The organism is Acinetobacter sp. Gutcm_16 (assembly GCF_028649355.1).
GTDB lineage: Bacteria > Pseudomonadota > Gammaproteobacteria > Pseudomonadales > Moraxellaceae > Acinetobacter > Acinetobacter johnsonii.
Genome location: NZ_JAQSUV010000032.1, coordinates 242,127 through 259,395, shown reverse-complemented (window position 1 = coordinate 259,395; position 17,269 = coordinate 242,127). Strand labels below are relative to the sequence as shown.

The 17,269-nt window shown below is 41.1% G+C and carries 18 protein-coding genes and 1 other RNA gene; 9 read left to right on the top strand and 10 right to left on the bottom strand.

Annotation, left to right across the window (positions count from 1 at the left end):
- Positions 1-81 precede the first annotated feature (81 nt).
- Positions 82-696, top strand: coding sequence for a TetR/AcrR family transcriptional regulator (locus tag PTT44_RS10300; RefSeq protein WP_168159141.1), 615 nt, complete (start codon positions 82-84; stop codon positions 694-696).
- Between the two features lie 102 nt (positions 697-798).
- Here PTT44_RS10300 and PTT44_RS10295 read toward each other — a convergent pair whose 3' ends face one another.
- On the bottom strand, positions 799-1,683 hold the full coding sequence (locus tag PTT44_RS10295) for a dihydrodipicolinate synthase family protein (protein WP_168159140.1): 885 nt from the start codon (positions 1,681-1,683) through the stop codon (positions 799-801).
- A 2-nt stretch (positions 1,684-1,685) separates the two neighbouring features.
- Positions 1,686-2,471 (bottom strand): aldolase, encoded by a 786-nt coding sequence (locus PTT44_RS10290; protein ID WP_168159139.1) that lies wholly within the window; start codon positions 2,469-2,471, stop codon positions 1,686-1,688.
- 105 nt (positions 2,472-2,576) lie between these two features.
- On the opposite strand from PTT44_RS10290, the gene pdxR reads away from it, so the two are divergent.
- Positions 2,577-4,019 (top strand): MocR-like pyridoxine biosynthesis transcription factor PdxR, encoded by a 1,443-nt coding sequence (gene pdxR, locus PTT44_RS10285; RefSeq protein WP_168159138.1) that lies wholly within the window; start codon positions 2,577-2,579, stop codon positions 4,017-4,019.
- A 300-nt stretch (positions 4,020-4,319) separates the two neighbouring features.
- Here pdxR and ssrS read toward each other — a convergent pair.
- The 3 genes from ssrS to PTT44_RS10270 all read right to left on the bottom strand — a co-directional run bounded on the left by ssrS (position 4,320) and on the right by PTT44_RS10270 (position 5,441).
- Positions 4,320-4,503, bottom strand: a non-coding RNA gene (gene ssrS, locus PTT44_RS10280) — 6S RNA.
- A gap of 99 nt (positions 4,504-4,602) precedes the next feature.
- Positions 4,603-4,887 carry a cell division protein ZapA gene (locus tag PTT44_RS10275; protein ID WP_004694243.1) on the bottom strand — a complete coding sequence of 95 codons (285 nt, stop codon included), beginning with the start codon at positions 4,885-4,887 and terminating at the stop codon, positions 4,603-4,605.
- 2 nt (positions 4,888-4,889) lie between these two features.
- Positions 4,890-5,441, bottom strand: a complete 552-nt coding sequence (locus tag PTT44_RS10270; RefSeq protein ID WP_004980866.1) for a hypothetical protein — start codon at positions 5,439-5,441, stop codon at positions 4,890-4,892.
- 64 nt (positions 5,442-5,505) lie between these two features.
- On the opposite strand from PTT44_RS10270, the gene PTT44_RS10265 reads away from it, so the two are divergent.
- From PTT44_RS10265 to PTT44_RS10235, 7 genes are all read left to right on the top strand, one after another.
- Positions 5,506-6,138, top strand: coding sequence for a UPF0149 family protein (locus PTT44_RS10265; RefSeq protein ID WP_004980864.1), 633 nt, complete (start codon positions 5,506-5,508; stop codon positions 6,136-6,138).
- Between the two features lie 80 nt (positions 6,139-6,218).
- Entirely contained in the window at positions 6,219-7,541 is a 1,323-nt protein-coding gene (pepP, locus tag PTT44_RS10260; protein ID WP_168159137.1) for a Xaa-Pro aminopeptidase, read from the top strand.
- 355 nt (positions 7,542-7,896) lie between these two features.
- A complete protein-coding gene (locus PTT44_RS10255; protein ID WP_273795633.1) occupies positions 7,897-8,823 on the top strand; it encodes a phosphotransferase family protein in 927 nt (308 codons plus the stop codon).
- A gap of 92 nt (positions 8,824-8,915) precedes the next feature.
- Positions 8,916-9,305, top strand: coding sequence for a tautomerase family protein (locus tag PTT44_RS10250; RefSeq protein ID WP_010326331.1), 390 nt, complete (start codon positions 8,916-8,918; stop codon positions 9,303-9,305).
- 376 nt (positions 9,306-9,681) lie between these two features.
- Positions 9,682-10,890 (top strand): 2-octaprenyl-6-methoxyphenyl hydroxylase, encoded by a 1,209-nt coding sequence (gene ubiH, locus PTT44_RS10245; RefSeq protein ID WP_168159135.1) that lies wholly within the window; start codon positions 9,682-9,684, stop codon positions 10,888-10,890.
- Positions 10,887-12,131, top strand: a complete 1,245-nt coding sequence (locus PTT44_RS10240; RefSeq protein ID WP_168159134.1) for an FAD-dependent monooxygenase — start codon at positions 10,887-10,889, stop codon at positions 12,129-12,131. The genes ubiH and PTT44_RS10240 overlap by 4 nt, the downstream gene beginning before the upstream one ends.
- A gap of 175 nt (positions 12,132-12,306) precedes the next feature.
- Positions 12,307-12,558, top strand: a complete 252-nt coding sequence (locus PTT44_RS10235) for a hypothetical protein (RefSeq protein ID WP_004694228.1) — start codon at positions 12,307-12,309, stop codon at positions 12,556-12,558.
- A gap of 135 nt (positions 12,559-12,693) precedes the next feature.
- Here PTT44_RS10235 and PTT44_RS10230 read toward each other — a convergent pair whose 3' ends face one another.
- The 5 genes from PTT44_RS10230 to PTT44_RS10210 all read right to left on the bottom strand — a co-directional run bounded on the left by PTT44_RS10230 (position 12,694) and on the right by PTT44_RS10210 (position 17,261).
- On the bottom strand, positions 12,694-13,350 hold the full coding sequence (locus PTT44_RS10230) for a DUF2238 domain-containing protein (protein WP_168159133.1): 657 nt from the start codon (positions 13,348-13,350) through the stop codon (positions 12,694-12,696).
- 96 nt (positions 13,351-13,446) lie between these two features.
- A complete protein-coding gene (gene purB, locus PTT44_RS10225) occupies positions 13,447-14,835 on the bottom strand; it encodes an adenylosuccinate lyase (RefSeq protein WP_078389641.1) in 1,389 nt (462 codons plus the stop codon).
- 57 nt (positions 14,836-14,892) lie between these two features.
- Positions 14,893-15,624, bottom strand: coding sequence for a high frequency lysogenization protein HflD (gene hflD, locus PTT44_RS10220; protein ID WP_273795632.1), 732 nt, complete (start codon positions 15,622-15,624; stop codon positions 14,893-14,895).
- A 13-nt stretch (positions 15,625-15,637) separates the two neighbouring features.
- Entirely contained in the window at positions 15,638-16,771 is a 1,134-nt protein-coding gene (mnmA, locus tag PTT44_RS10215; RefSeq protein ID WP_004694222.1) for a tRNA 2-thiouridine(34) synthase MnmA, read from the bottom strand.
- A gap of 4 nt (positions 16,772-16,775) precedes the next feature.
- Entirely contained in the window at positions 16,776-17,261 is a 486-nt protein-coding gene (locus PTT44_RS10210) for an NUDIX hydrolase (protein ID WP_168159132.1), read from the bottom strand.
- Between the last annotated feature and the right edge of the window lie 8 nt (positions 17,262-17,269).

The window sequence follows — 17,269 nt, the reverse complement described above, 5'->3', positions numbered from 1 at the left end:
AGTTGAATAAAATTAGAAAAATAGTTTAATAATAAGTATTATTGTTCAAAACTGAATAAGTTGTTCAAAAAAGGGAACGCTGTGCGATTATCTTCATCTCAACAAAGACTTCATAAAGCAGCACTTAAGCTTTTTGCTGAAAGAGGCTCTACCAATATTAGTGTGAGTGAGCTTGCCGATGCGGCCGGAGTGGCACGGGGTACAATTTATAATAATGGTTTAAACCCAGAGACACTTTTTGAAGATATTGCGACATTACTGGCAACAGAAATGAATGCCAGAGTGATTAAAACCCTTAAAAATGAAGAAGATTATGCAGTTCGGCTTGCTCAAGGTATACGTATGTATCTTAGACGTGCACATGATGAGCCTGACTGGGGACGTTTTATTTGTAAATTTGCCTTTAGTGCAAAATCAATGATGGGCTTATGGACAGGAAGTGATTCACCCTTACCCGATGTGATTCATGGGCTTGAAAATGGTCGGTATCAATTTAGACAAGAACAATTGATGTCTGTTATAGCTATGATTGCTGGCAGTGTTTTGAGCTCAATTTTTTTGGTGCTTGAAGGTTATAAAACTTGGCGTGATAGCGGGTCAGATGTTGCAGAATTACTTTTGATTTCTTTAGGTATGGATGCTAACGAAGCCTATCAAATCGCACGATCTGATTTACCAGCCTTAAAAGAATTGTGATGAAAGCTTGTTGGTTATATTTGATCTTAACAAATGCATACGTTGATTTTATGCTGTACTTAACTTTATAGAGTTAAATACAGCATAAAGTAATCTATAAAGTTAAATCTGAGTTGCTTGCTTGATAAAACCTATTATTTGATTTATCTCAGCTAAGCTGGCTTTTTGTAAAGGTTTTCTAGGGTCACCGACATTGAACCCAAGTTCATTCAGGCCCGCTTTCACAGTTTTTGGTAAACCACCTTGCACGATGAAGCACAATAAAGGGAGTTGCTTATAAAAAAGGTTTTGTGCCTGAGCTAAATCACCATCTTTTACTGCTCGGTAGAGTTGGTTCGGTAGTTTACCCAAGAGGTTTGGGGCAGCGGTACACCAACCACTAGCACCAGCACAAAATGCCTCAAGTGCTAAAGGATTACAGCCATTATAAAAAGGCAATTTCCCTTGTGTGAGCTCATAGAATCTATGCATACGTTGAATATCACCTGTACTGTCTTTTACCATAGAAATGTTTTCAATCTCTTCAAACATTTTGACAATTAGCTCAGGTGACATATCTAAACCACTCGTTGCAGGGTTGTTATAGACCATAATAGGGAGCTTAGTCGCTGCTGCAATTTGCTGGTAATACTCATAAACTTCCTGATCCGTCAGTTTCCAGTAGGAGACGGGAATGATCATAATTACATCTGCACCTAACTCTTCAGCCTTTTGAGCTTTTTGAATTGCCATTGAAGTCGTGAGTTCAGAAATTCCTAGAATGACAGGTACACGATGATTAACAACTTCAATACTTTTTTGAGCGACTTGTTGCCATTCTTGCCAAGATAAATAAGCACTTTCTCCAGCACTGCCAAGTGGTGCAATTGCATCACATTGATGCTCGAGTAGAGCATTTAGTGTAATCTCCAACGCATCAAAATCAACTTCCTGTGTTTCAGCTTTAAAAGGAGTAATTGGGTAAGCAATAATACCTTCTAATTTCATGATTATTCTCCTTTAATGCAATCAGAGTGATTTTTCAAAGCTTTACGAGCGTAATAAGCGAAATTGATTTTGTTGCGTTTTTCTGTAGACACCCAATCATGGGCTTCTTTGGCTAATTCGTGCGGAATCTGTTGAATTTGACCTGCGGCCATTGCCAAAAGTTGTAAGCGTGCCGCACGTTCAATCAAGATGGCGAGATTGCAAGCTTCCTCGATGGTTTTCCCTGTAACCAACTGTCCGTGATGAGATAATAAAACAGCACGATTTTCACCAAGTGCTGCAGAAATAAAGATTCCTTCCTCATTACCAACAGGAACACCAGGCCAGTCTCCTACGAAAGAGCAATCTTCATACAAAGCGCAGGTATCCATATGTGAGATAACGAGTGGCACACGCAGCATAGACAATGCAGCGACATGCGTTGGGTGCGTGTGAATAATACAATTCACTTCGGGGTGCTCTTTATAAATCCAAGTATGGAAACGGTTGGCTGGGTTTGCCATGCCTTCGCCATTTAAAGGTTTCAGGTCTTGATCAACTTCTAATAAGTTGGCGGCAGTGATTTCATCAAAGCCTAAACCAAAACGTTGTGTAATAAAGGTATTACCTTTCTTCGTACGGCTGGTGATTTGCCCTGCAAGCCCAGCATCATGACCATGATCAAATAAGATACGGCAAGTTAAGGCCAGTTTTTGTTGATCGGTGTAGTCTTTATCTTGAAAATGTTGTTGCATACTTTGTTGAGCGTTGTGCATCAGTTGCTGTTTATCCAGTAGAGCAGTTTCCATAAGACCTCCTATTCAGTTGATTTGTCATTTGGATATGGGCAGAATAAGAAACTTCTGGATGGTAGAAAATATCCAGTTTTTAAAACTTATATGGTCCAGATAATCATGCAACAATCGTGGGAAATGCGACTACATCTTGCTGAACGTAAAGAAAAAACCCTTTTTCTTAAACTGACAAACCAGATTATTCAGGAAATCTTGTCTGGGCGATTAAAGCAGGGCACACGTTTGCAAGGTTCGCGGACCTTAGCGGATGAGTTGGGGATTAATCGAAAAACTGTACAATCCGTCTATGAAGATTTAGAAGCTCAAGGTTGGTTAGTCTCAAAGCCAAGACAAGGAACTTTTATTTCTGAGCATTTACCCGATCTCAAACTTGAATCAACATCAGTACTAATGACATCTGATCAAGCCTCTATGGAATTATCTACACCACAGGAAGAGGCGATTAAAAATGATGGGATACCTGATACTCGGCTGATTCCATATGAGTTATTTTCGCGTGCCTATCGTCATGCCTTGATTAAGGTGACGAGGCAGCAAATTATGGGGTATGGTGACCCACAAGGGGCATTGGAATTACGTCAAGCTTTATTAAATATGTTGTCAATGGAGCGATTTATTCAAACTACCCTACAGCATATTTGTGTAGTGCGAGGAAGCCAAATGGGGATATTTCTCGCAGCTCGTGTGCTTGCCAAGCAACAAGCACAAGGTCAGGTCATTGTGGTAGAGCAGTGGTCTTATCCGCCAGCAGTGGAAACCTTCTTATCCAATCATTTCCAAATTGTGCGTGTTAGGTTAGATCAACATGGTCTAGACACAGATCACTTAACAGAAATACTAAAAAATCATTCGGTTGCAGCAGTCTATACCACGCCACATCATCAATATCCAACCACTGTTTCCATGTCGATGGATCGGCGACTAAAGCTTTTGGAATTATCTAAAACTTTTGATTTTTATATTATCGAAGATGATTATGATCATGAATTTCACTATGACAGTCGCCCCATACCACCTTTAATCAGTTTACCTGCTGCTGAAAAAGTGATTCATATCGGTTCATTGTCCAAAGTATTTGCACCCAGTTTAAGGGTTGGTTATGTGGTCGCTGATTTGGAAATTATCCAAGCCATGAAACAGGATATTTTGCTCATTGATAAGCAGGGCAATGCCATTACAGAACTTGCGATTGCAGAGTTGATGCAACAAGGTGAAATCAAGCGACATACACGAAAGATGCGCAAAATTTATCAAAGCCGTCGAGATTTTGCCGTGATGACTTTTCAGCAACTTTTTCAGAATAAAGTTGAAATTACTACGCCAGCAGGAGGCATGGCATTATGGATTAAGTTTAATCTGCCATATCAAACTCACTATACAGAGGCTTTAAGTCATTTGAATATTGATTCAGAATATAATTTTGGTTCGAACTTAACTTCAAAATTAGACGGTTTTTACATTCGGTTTGGTTTTGCCGCATTGAGTGAAGTTGAAATAACACAGATTGTTGCAAAGCTGTTTCAAACTTTTTTAGATGAATAAATATATCCAAGGAAAATCGATAACTATGTTTCAGTACAAATATGTTAAGTGTTGAAAGATTGGTTTCTATATTAATTTCTTCTATTTTTTCTTATTTTTCTAGAGAGACTATCAATAAATGTTTTTATTAGCTTATGTCTTTGCCCCATTGTACTTTTTAACTGATTGAAACAATATATAGCAATATAGCACAATAATTTTAGAGCCTACCGTATGCCTACTTTTGATGATTTATGTGGATTGAAGTGAACAGAGCGAGGGAGGAGTTCAGTTATAAGCTTATTGTTATTGAAATAAATAAAGTACTCCGAAGATGCCGCTGCATGTGTCGTTACCCTGAACCCGATGAGTTCAAGGTGGACGCGACGTATACTTGCTGGGTTTCCCACATGAAAGTGGGCATACACTCTAAATATACAGAACACATCCATAAGTTTAAGTATCGGCAGGGGAATAGACCCGCTGGCGAACACCTCAGAGTTGCCTTAAGTATAACGAATCTCACGCTGATGGCAACTCATACACCGCTACGAACTGTAAACAACTGAAGTAAGTGTTGATACTTTATTCAATTAAGTCGAGTTTAAACAAGTTCCGCAACGTCATCGATAATATTTGCCAGTAATCGTTCTGCGTGCGCATACTCTTGTAGTGTTTTATTCATCGACAACACTTCTTGCATTAACTCTAGTGCCACCATAATGATAATTTTACTGGGTTCTACACGCGGTGCTTTACGGCGAAATTCATCATATTTATCATTTAAAAGCAGAGCTGCACGTTCAAGGTCGGCTTTTTCTTTTTCCGTTGTGACTAAACGAAAGCTATGACCTAAGACACGTAATTCAACGGTAATTGGTTCGCTCATGATTAAACTTCCTCGCCAGCTTCAGTAGGGTGGGCAAGTTGTTGAATTTCTTGCGCGTGATGATCTTGCTCTGTGCCTAAAATAGCCAAACGTTGGATGATGGCTTCGACTTTAGCTTTGGCATGCTCATTTTTTTGTAACAATCTTTCACGTTCTTGCTGAAGTGCTTGGATTTCTTGCTGAGCTTGACGCTGATCATTGTTCATTTTTTCTTTAATTGCACGTAATTCATTACGTTCAGCCAAGATTTCCTGAAAGCGATTTTTTAAATCCGTACAACTTTTTTCCAAACGACTATAACGATCGGCCAAAGCAGTCGCATCAGTGTTCAAGTGTTGATATTGGGTTTGAGCGCTGCTTAATTGCTCAGTTAAATCGTCAATTTGTTCTTGCTTCTGGGTAATTAAGCCATTTTTTTGCACAACTTGAGAACGGTGCTGTTCTTCAGCATCCAGTTTAGCTGCATTTAAAGTGCTATTTTCACTTTCAAAATGAGCAAGTCGCGTTTTTAAAACGCCAATATGCGCCTGTAGACGCTGTAATTCTTCTAACATATCGTGGTCGCACAGTGCTGCAAACAAAGGTAATATATAAGAAGTATAGAGATTGGATAAACGAATGCAAGACGATATTTCAGGTTGGTCAGAATGGCAGCCAAATTTTTCTAAAATTGAAGAGATTTCTAGCCCAAGTGAGTTACATGGTTTACTCACAGGTATCATTTGTGTAACTCAGGCACCGAGCCGTGAAGAGTGGCAACACATCCTCACGACTTTGGAAATTCCTGAGTTAAGCGAAGAAGCTTTGGCTTTGTTAGCCGATGAAGCAGAAGATGTCGCACATGCACTTTCTGACGATGAGTTGGACTATTTACCGTTACTTCCCGATGACACCCATACGCTGGCAGACCGTGTACAAGCTTTGGCGGATTGGTGCGCAGGCGTAGTGCTGGGCTTTGGTTTGGCGTCGGGTCATATTCGCCCAGATGAAATGGAACTGATCGAACATTTACAAGATGTGGCGGCAGTTGAGTTTGAAGAAACCGATGATGATGAAGAGGGTGAAGAGAGCTATCAAGAGTTATACGAGTTCGTACGTTTAATTCCTGTGAGCTTATCTGTAGGCCGCAAAAAGATTGCGGTTGAGGAAAGTTCTCTGCTTAAACACTTTCATAACAAGCAACAAATCGATCGTTCTGTAACAGAAGCGAACAATGTTGTAGAAATGTTTACGCCGCATCGCCCAAGCTGATTGGCATAAGACTTGCTGCGCGTACATGATACGGTGCGCGTGGCACTTTTATTCTTTGGTATAAAAAAGACAGATCAAACATGAAACTAACGCAAGTGGATTTTCAGGAACGCCGTGACCGTTTGGCTGCACAAATGGGTCCGAACAGTATTGCCATTATTGTAACCAGCCCAGTGGCGATGCGTAATCGTGATGCAGACTATAAATACCGCACCGATAGCAGCTTCTTTTATCTGACTGGTTTTGCTGAGCCCGAAGCCGTAGCGGTTATTGAAACCTTTGCCGAAGACGATGAAGACGGGTACAGCTACAGTTTGTTCTGCCGTGAGCGTGACCGCGAGATGGAAATCTGGAATGGTTACCGCGCAGGTGTGGATGGTGCGGTAGACGACTATGAAGCTGACGAAGCGTATGCGATAGATTTGTTAGATGAAGAAATCATTGAAAAACTCTTAAGCAAAGAAAAATTATTCTATCGTATTGGGCAACAGCCCGAATTTGATGCGCGCGTAGCAAAATGGATCACGACGGCCAATGGTGAGTCACGTCGTGGGACTGCTGCACCTGCACAAGTGATACAGCTAGACCGTATTTTAGATGAAATGCGTTTGTTTAAATCAGCACAAGAAATTGAATTGATGCAAACGGCTTCTGATATCTCTGCACAAGCTCATATTCGTGCCATGCAAACTGTTAAGCCAGGCATGATGGAATATGCTCTAGAAGCTGAGCTGAATTATGTATTTGGTCAAAATGGCTGTGTGCCGTCGTATAACAGCATTGTCGGTGGTGGTGAAAACGCTTGCATTTTACACTACGTAGAGAACAACAAAGAGCTAAAAGATGGCGATTTGGTGCTGATCGATGCAGCGTGTGAATATGAATACTATGCCTCCGACATCACCCGTACTTTCCCCGTCAATGGAAAGTTCAGCCCTGAGCAAAAAGCTCTTTATAATGTAATTCTCGATGCACAACTTGCTGCAATTGACGCAGTGCGTATAGGGAACTCATATAAAGAACCACATAATGTTGCTGTGCGTATTTTAGTCCAAGGCCTACTTGATCTGGGTATTATGCAAGGGGATATTGAAGAGATTATCCAAAAGGAAAGTTTCCGTCAGTTTTATATGCATGGTACAGGGCACTGGTTGGGTATGGACGTGCATGATGTTGGTTCATATAAGCAAGAAGGTGTGTGGCGTGCTTATGAAGAAGGCATGGTGGTGACGGTTGAACCGGGATTATACATTGCACCTGATGATGAAACTGTCGATGCGAAATGGCGTGGCATTGGTATTCGTATTGAAGATGACATCGTAGCAACCAAAAACGGTCCACTGAATTTGACTGCGAAAGTGGTGAAGTCGGTAGAAGAGATTGAAGCGTTAATGGCGCGATAAATATAATTTACTGTATAAAAGCCGATCATGAGATCGGCTTTTATTTTTTATAAGGTGTTTATGGAGTTGTTAAATAGACAAGTAGAATAGTGTTCTTGCATAAGTCGTTTTTTGAACTGTATTGAAATCACAATGAAAGTTCCCTTTCCTTTTCAAAGGAGAGGGCTAGGGAGAGGATTTATATGAAGAATCATCCCTCATCCTGACGTTCTCACCAAGAGAAAAGTGACATTCAACACTCATTATATTGCCAATAAATGATCGTTTTTTTGACTTTTGCAATAGTTCTAATATTTATAAATAAAAAAATTTAGTTATTTCATCATCTTTTTATTCACAACAGAAATTAGGCAGCATGAAAGATTTATCTGATTTAAAGCATAGGATTCGGGCAAAGACGTTAGATTTAGTTACACAGCGAAATGGGGCATTGGTGTATCAAGGGCAATCCTCTCAAGGAGAAGTCTTTATCAAAATAGCAAATATTCAAACGGCTAATGATCGTTACTGTAACATCTTAGAAGCTCTCAAAGAATTTCCACTAACCCCAAATGTATTAAATAAGTTTGAATGGGAAGGTTCTTCTATCCTTGTCATGAGTGCCATAAAAGGTAGGCAAGTCGATCAAGTATTAAAAAATTGTACGCGGGTACAGAAAATCTCTTTGCTTGGGAATGCAGGACGAGCTTTGGGCGAACTTCATCGTGCGCTTCCACAAACGCGCATATTGAATATGAGGTTCTGGCAATATCGAGACGGCTTATCAACACATTGGGTATTGTGGAAGCAACAATTAGAATTAATGATCTCAAAATGGATGTCACGTATAAATTCATTGTCATCTGATTATCATGAGTTTTGCGACCAATTGAATCAGTTACGAAAATACGCTAAAGCGATATGTGAGCCGACACAGCTTCATTTACTGCATTGTGACTATATTGGTCGAAATATCCTTGTAGACAGAGAAAATCGGGTTTCGGGTATTATAGACTTCGACGCTGCTCGTATTGGAGATGCGGTCTATGATTTAGCTAAAATTATTTGGGTGGATATAGATTTCTCTGATTTAGAATTACGAAATGCTTTTTTAGAGGGTTGGGTATGTACGTATAAGCAGACTGTGCCTGAAATGAAATTTCTATTCTATGTTGGCATTCAATGTCTTGCAGCAATCGCTTGGACAGATAAAAATCCTTCTGCTGATGGGACAAATGCTGTTTTTCGTGCTTCCGCAATTCGAACGTTGAGGATTGTGCTAAAGGAGCTAGAAGCACTTTGATTGAATTCTAATACTGTTGTTGCGTATAAGCGCCATTATGTTAAATAGGGGAGAAACTAAGCTAAAATTAGGGTTTTAATTTAGAGAAAGTAATGTCTCAGATAAAAATTTATGCTTTAAATGAAACAATAGAATTACATCGTGATAATTTAAGTAAAGCTATCCATCAGGCTTTAGTTAAAGAATTAAAATACCCTGAAGAGAAAAGGTTTCAACGTTTTATCGCACTAGAATCCAAGAATTTTGTATATCCAGTAGATCGCAGTAAATCTTATATAATTATTGAAATTTCTATGTTCGATGGACGAACAAAAGAGACTAAAAAAGCATTTATTAGGTCTCTATTCGAAAATATAAACAATCTATGCGGTATTGATTCAAATGATGTTGAGATAACTATATTTGAAACTCCTAAAGAAAACTGGGGCATTAGAGGGAGAAATGCGGATGAACTACAGTTGAATTATAAGGTAAATGTTTAAATTTGCTAAAAATAACATAATACACCTTATACGTAATCCTTTAAATTACATTTTAAATTCAATTGCTTATGTTTTGTTGAAGAGCTCAATCTGAAGTGGTTGGGCTTTTTTATGTATTATTCATTTTTCATGATCATTATTTGTTTAAAGTTGCACATTTCTTATAAGTCTGTTTAAACAGTGTCCTGAAGAAGTTTTGATGAAAATCGAAAAGACTGTCTTTTCAGAAATCATGACATGACACTTTACGGTGAAAGTACGTAAAAACATCCATTTCATTATAAAAAAGAAAATCTTTGATGTAATATAAATCCATTAAAACTTATAGGTATTTGAAGTTTTTTGACTTTAAGTACACCATAAAAAGGATAGAAGCATGCAACAAGAAGTCATCATAGTCGGTGGTGGTATGGTCGGACTCAGTCTGGCGTTGATGTTAGCCAAACAAAACATTGCGGTGAAGCTTTTAGAGGCGATCAAATACCCAAATTATGATGATGAAAACCTTGCGCCATACCACTCTAGCTTTGATGCAAGAAACAGCGCCTTGTCACGTCGTACAGTCCAAATTTACCAAGAACTAGGCTTATGGAGTGCGTTACAAGAACATGCAACACCTATTTTAGAAGTAAATATCACCGAACAAGGTAGCTTTGGTAAGGCGCGCCTTAAAGCAGAACAAGAAAAAGTCGAAAGTTTCGGTCAGGTCATAGAAAACGCATGGCTCGGTCGTGTACTGCTTACAGAAGTTCAAAAACAACCATTCATTGAGTTGATTGATGGTGTACAAGTCACCCAACTGACCCAAGATGCCGATATGGCTTACATAGACGCGAGTCGTGGAGAAGAACAACTGTCATTGCAAGCAAAACTCGTCATTGCTGCAGATGGACGTGATTCATTCTGCCGTAAAGCCTTAGGAATTGGTGCTTCAGAACATGATTATGATCAGGTCGCTATCGTCACTACAGTGCAAACTTCAAAACCGCACAACCATGTGGGTTTTGAGCGTTTTAGTAGCTTAGGGCCATTGGCACTGTTGCCGCTTCCAGGTGAATACCGTCGCTCCGTGGTTTGGCCTGTGAAAAAAGGCACAGAAGGTGAATGGTTGGGCGATGAAAATGATCAACATTTCTTAGATGCATTACAAGACACTTATGGCGACCGTGCAGGAAAGTTTCAAAAAACAGGTAAGCGTTTTAGCTTTCCATTATCACAAGTACTAGCAGAAAAGCAGGCCGTTGGACGAGTGATCTTAATGGGTAATGCTGCGCATACCATTCACCCCGTTGCGGGGCAAGGTTTTAACCTGTGTATGCGAGATGCGCACGTCTTGGTACGTTATTTAACGGAGCAAATTGCGCAAAATGCCGACTTGGGCGATGCCGAAATGCTGCAAGCTTATGAGGCTTCACGTTTGACCGATCAACAACGCGTAATTAAGTTCTGTGATTCGGTGGTACGAGGTTTTAGCAACAGCAATCCAATCTTAAAGTTTATTCGGAATACTGGTTTGGTCGCGTTTGATACGATTCCAGGCATTAAACCGCTCGTTGCCAACTATGCTATGGGGCTAAAAGCATGAGTCATGTTCAAACTGATGTTTTAGATGTGGTGATCATTGGCGGTGGTTTGGTCGGTGGGCTGACCGCTTTGCTTTTGGCGCAAGGCGGTGTGCAGGCTACCGTACTGGATGCTGCACCTATTTTAGATGAACAAAAAAACTTAAGTGTTGCCAACCCACGTGTTTTGGCACTCAGTCAAGCAACGATACACCTGCTTAAAACCGTTGATGTTTGGGACAAGATTGCCCGCCAGATACCGTATAGTGGCATGCAGGTGTGGAATAAAAATGGCTATGGTGAAATTAACTTTGGTCATGTGTCCACGCAGGAACCACAAGGCGAACAAGCCCTCGGTTCTATGGTTGAGCCAAGTTTGCTTAATTTAGCGATTCAACAGCAGATGCTTGCTGTACTCAACGATTACCGAACTCAGGTTAAAGTTGCCCGTGTCGAAGAAGGTATTGGGCTATGGCATATCCATTTGGCAGATGGTACGGTGTTGAAAACCAAACTGGTGATTGGTGCAGATGGTGCAAACTCTTTTGTACGGGAACAAGCGTTTATCGATATTGATGTGCTGGACTACAAACAAGCAGGTCTAAGCTGTGCCATTCGTACTGCACAGCCTCATCAACATGTTGCACGTCAGATTTTCTTAGAAACAGGGCCTTTGGCTTTTTTACCAATGGCGAGTTTAAAACCAGAGCAAGCAGGGCATTGGCAGTCCATCGTATGGACGCTCCCCGATGATTATGCAGAAGAATATGCTGCACTTTCAGATGCTGAATTTACCCAGCTATTAACGCGAGAAAGTCATCACATGTTAGGCGAAGTGTTGGACGTGACACCGCGTGCCACTTTCCCACTCAAAGCACGTGCTGCACAGCAATACGTCAAAGCGGGTTTGGCTTTAATTGGTGATGCGGCCCATGTGATTCATCCGTTGGCGGGGCAAGGTGTGAATATTGGTTGTCTTGATGCGGCTGTATTGTGTGATGTATTACTACATGATCTAGCACGTGGCGTGTGGGCACATGAGCAAACACTGAAACGCTATGAACACCGCCGTAAAGGACAAAATGATGCCATGATGCATAGCATGTCTGCCATCGGTTGGATGGAAACCACACAACTCTTTCCTGTGGTGTGGGCGCGAAACTTTGGTTTGAAACAGGTTGAAAAACTACCTGTATTAAAAGATGCTTTTATGGCACAGGCCAATGGTTTAGGCTTACTCAAAGAGACGCGTTATGCTGTCTAAGAAAGGAAGTGTTAATTTTTAGCCAGTCGTAAAATAAGATTACGATTTTGATTAAAAAAGATACGATTTTCCGTTGAATAAGACTATGCGAAAGGCTGAGAGCTTGTTAAATTTCAACATAATTGGAAACCAGTAATTCATGGGAACCTAAAATGTCATTTGTGGGGAGATTAAGATGACTGATTCAAATGATTATGATGATGTAGAAGACTCAGCAGTCGACGAAGACGAAGCTCAAGCAGCAGAAAAAGGCGCATCAGATTCTTCTGATAATGCTGCAAGTGATGGTGATGTTGCCGAAGCTGAAACACTGACGGTGACTGCAAAATTAAAACAACGCCAAGCACTTGAAGACGAAGTTGCGGCATTTCTTGCTCGCGGTGGCCGAATTACTGAAGTGCCAACAGATGAGTCTGCGAAAGACTAAGAGAGTTAAAAACACCACGCCTGACGTGGTGTTTTTTATTGTGTTTTTAAAGCTGATGCACAAATCATTTATACTTGAATGAGTCCTGTAATAGTCGTGATTTGTTGTGTTATAGGGATGGCAGCAAACAAAGGACTACTTTTTCAATAGACAGGCTATGCCTGTGATGATTGCACCAACTGTGGCTAAAAGCATGTCTTGGTGTGCGTCCCAAATATCACCTTGTTGCCCATTGTAATTTTCAGCATCTTCAGGCGATAAGCCCATCGCAATAAACCATTCAATCCATTCGTAAATGAGGCTACTTGCCATCACAAATTGAATGACCAGCAAGAATAGGGTGAGTTTAGAAAGTTGAGGCAGCCACACTTGAAACAGACGATAAAAGAACGGGTAGAGCAGCAAACCGTACGCTAAATGTACAAAGCGATCATACATATTCCGTGTCCAACCTAAACTCTGGTTGAGGTCTAGATTTAAATATTGGATTGACCATTCATTATAGGGTACATAAGAATATAGATAATGCGCACCGAGTATATGAATCAGCAAAAAACCGATATAAAGCATAAAGCTGATCAAGCTGAGCCCCAATTTATAAAGACAAATGATCAGCGTCACCAACATGAATACGGTTCCGACCTGATGCAAAATATAAGAGCTGAGTTCAAGGGGATGGATCGATGCGAAAGCAATGGCGACAGTAAGTACAATGAGCGCAATCCAATGCGGCTTTTTCAGTTGATAGTCAAAGTGAGCTTTCGTTGTTGTACTTTTCAGGATTGTCATCATTTTTATTGGTTTTTCAATTATGCGTATAGGAGATTCTTGTTTGAATTATAGATAAAAAAGCGAAGCCGAAGCTTCGCTTTTTTTCAATTTCTAAAATTAGATTTTAGAAATTAAGTCAGCAACTTGTTTTGCTTGTTCAGCTGCGTTACCTGTATAGGTTGCAGGTGTCATTTCCGCTAAACGTGCACGGTCAGCAGCAGGGACAGCTTCAAGTTCATTACCATTGACGAAGTCCACCATCATGTCACGTGTCATGGCTTGACCGCGAGTTAATGCTTTTAATTTTTCGTATGGTTTTTCAACGTTGTAACGACGCATGACAGTTTGAATTGGTTCAGCTAGAACTTCTTGCGCATTGTTCAAGTCTTCATCAATACGTGCAGCATTGAGTTCAAGTTTACCAATGCCTTTTGAACAAGCTTCAAAAGCGATCAAGCTTTGTGCAAAACCAACACCCATGTTACGTAGTACAGTTGAGTCTGTTAGGTCACGCTGCCAGCGCGAAATTGGAAGTTTTTCGCCAAGGTGCGCAAGTACTGCATTGGCTAAGCCTAAGTTACCTTCTGAGTTTTCAAAGTCAATAGGGTTTACTTTGTGTGGCATCGTTGAAGAACCCACTTCGCCATCTTTGAGTTTTTGCTTGAAGAAACCAAGCGAGATATAACCCCAAACGTCACGGTTAAAGTCGATCAAAATTGTATTGAAACGACGTAAAGCATCAAACAGTTCTGCCATATAGTCATGCGGCTCAATTTGAGTGGTGTACGGGTTAAAGCTTAGACCTAAAGACTCAACGAATGCTTGTGAGTGCGCAGGCCAGTTGATGTCTGGGTAAGCAGAAAGGTGAGCATTATAGTTACCTACCGCACCGTTAATTTTGCCTAAAAGCTCAACTTGTTTGAATTGTTTGATTTGGCGCGCAAGACGATAAGCTACGTTTGCCATTTCTTTACCCAAAGTGGTTGGGCTTGCCGTCTGACCATGTGTACGAGATAACATAGGTTGGTCAGCATGCTTTTCAGACAATGCCACGATTGAGTCAATGATTTGCTGCATAGATGCAACCAATACATCACGACCACTTTTCAACATTAATGCATGAGACAAGTTGTTGATGTCTTCAGAGGTACATGCAAAGTGAATGAATTCACCCGCATTTTTAAGCTCTTCGATGCCTTCAATTTTTTCTTTCAGGAAGTACTCAACGGCTTTGACATCATGGTTCGTGGTACGTTCGATGTCTTTAATACGGTTGGCATCGTTCTCAGAAAAGTCAGCAACAATTGCATCAAGTGCAGCATTGGTCTCAGCACTGAAAGCAGGCACTTCAGTGATTTCTGGACGGTTTGCAAGCGCTTGTAACCAACGCACTTCAACAGTCACACGAGCATGGATTAAACCAAACTCAGAGAGGAAAGGACGAAGCGCATCACATTTGCTAGCGTAGCGTCCATCTAATGGAGAAAGTGCGGTTAAAGCGTTCATAGCGATTCCTTAAACTTTGGAATTAAACGTAAAACTAAAAAGCCCGTCAATCATGTGTTAAATCACCTGATACTGTAAACGAGCGAGATCTTGAATATCTTTAAGCAACTTGCGTTTGCTAAACACCATACCCCATGAACTTCCACCGAGCTGACGCCATAAATGTGCCATTTGTAAGCCAGTAAAGAGGGAAGCTCGAATGCGGTTGGTATGCGATGAGTCTTTAAATGCTTCTGCATTTCCTCGCACCATAATGCCTGGGTTAATTTGTCCAGCAGTGTCGACATAGGTTTGTGCGAGGTTGGCAATGATGCTTGGGTGTAAATAGTTGTTATCGAAAAAAGAAAGCTGTCTTAAGATTTTTTGTTGGGACTGTTCAATAATTTCAACGAATTTGGGGTTGCTATACACTTTCTTTTCGAGTTGTAAGAGTGCCATGGCATAGGTCATGGGAAGTTTAGCAGTAGATAATTTGGGAATTCGAGTTTTGGGTGAGGTGTTAAAGGGTTGGGTAATGCTACTTTCTAAAGTTTTTAGTCCTAAGGATATGTCCGCCAGCTGATGAAAGAAGTCTAAAGTTTGTCCGCTTTGGTTGCCCTTCGGTCGGATATTTAAACTGGCTTTAATCAACTGCTCTAAATAGAAGTTACCGCTTTCCCCAATACTTTGTTGACCGCTCAAGGCGGTCATATGCGTCAGTTGCGCGGACTGAAAAACAGCCGCCAACGCCAAAGCTCGGTTTTGGCGTTCGTTCAAAGTTTGAGGCTGTTGAAACGGTAACTCAGCCATGTCTTAAAATCCTTTAAATAAAATCAGGTTTAGGAGCATTGGTATGATGAATCACGCCGCCTCCTAAACAAACTTCACCTGAGTAGAATACGACACTCTGACCCGGCGTCACGGCACGTTGGGGCTCATCGAACTCAACACGTACGCCACCTGGGGTAGTCGGATCATTAAAGATCACACAATCTTGGTCATCTTGGCGATAGCGCGTCCGTGAGGTACAACGGAAACCTGTTTCAGGAATCTGCATTTCACCTGCGACCCAGTCAATCGTTTCACTCCAAAGCGCAGTACTTTGCATCAGTGGATGTTCATGACCTTGACCAATCACCAAGCGGTTGTTTTCAATATCTTTATGTAGAACGAACCATGCGCCTTCAGCCACACCTTTCAAACCACCAATACCAATACCACCGCGTTGACCGAGCGTATAGTACATTAAGCCGTGATGTTCACCAACCTCTTTGCCATCATCTAAGACGATTTTTCCAGCTTGTGCAGGCAAGTATTGTTTTAAGAAGTCATTAAAACGACGTTCACCAATAAAACAGATGCCCGTTGAGTCTTTTTTCTTCGCTGTGACTAAGTCATATTGTTCCGCAATCTTACGTACTTCAGGCTTTTCAATTTCCCCTACAGGGAACAACGTCTTATTAATTTCACGACCATGCACAGCATGTAAGAAATAGGTCTGGTCTTTGTTTTTATCTAAACCACGCAGTAAAGGTGCATATTCTTCACCTTTAGAGTTGGTCATAGTTTCACCGCGACGTGCATAGTGACCAGTCGCAATGAAATCTGCGCCCAGTTGCATGGCATGATCTAAGAACGCACGGAATTTGATTTCTTTATTACATAAAATATCTGGGTTTGGTGTACGGCCCGCAGCATATTCCGCTAAGAAATGCTCAAATACTCGATCCCAATACTCCATAGCAAAGTTAGCGGTGTGTAGCTTAATCCCTAGTTTGTCACAGACGGCTTGAGCATCGGCTAAGTCTTCCATCGCTGTGCAGTATTCCGTACCGTCATCTTCTTCCCAGTTCTTCATGAAAAGACCTTCAACTTGATAACCTTGTTGAAGAAGAAGAGCAGCAGAAACAGATGAATCTACACCACCCGACATACCGACGATGACACGTTGTTGCATAGGACTAGGCATCCAAACTTGAAATAAGGGGAGAATTTTGGTGCTCATAAACGAGCGATAAAGGATATTTTTGACCCGCGAGTGCGTCTTGAACTGCTTTAATCACCAATGGACTACGTGCACGGGCCGTTTCAAGTAGTTCATCCAAAGTCATCCATACTGCACCCACGATACCTGTATCGAGTTCGGCGGTTGGATGGTGATGGAGTGAGTGCGCTAAAAAGCAGAAACGATAATACGTGCGATCTGGAAACATGGGTGGTGTATAAGTATAAATGCCCAATAACGCATCTATAGACACTTCATGTCCAGTTTCCTCCATAGTTTCACGAATGGCAGCTTCGATGAGTGTTTCACCTGATTCAACATGGCCTGCAGGCTGATTAAATACAGTGTGTGTCACACCCGCAGTATGCTCTTCTACAAATAGAAATTTTCCGTCTTTTTCAACAACAGTTGCGACGGTGACGTGAGCTGTCCAAGCGGTCATGTAAAAGC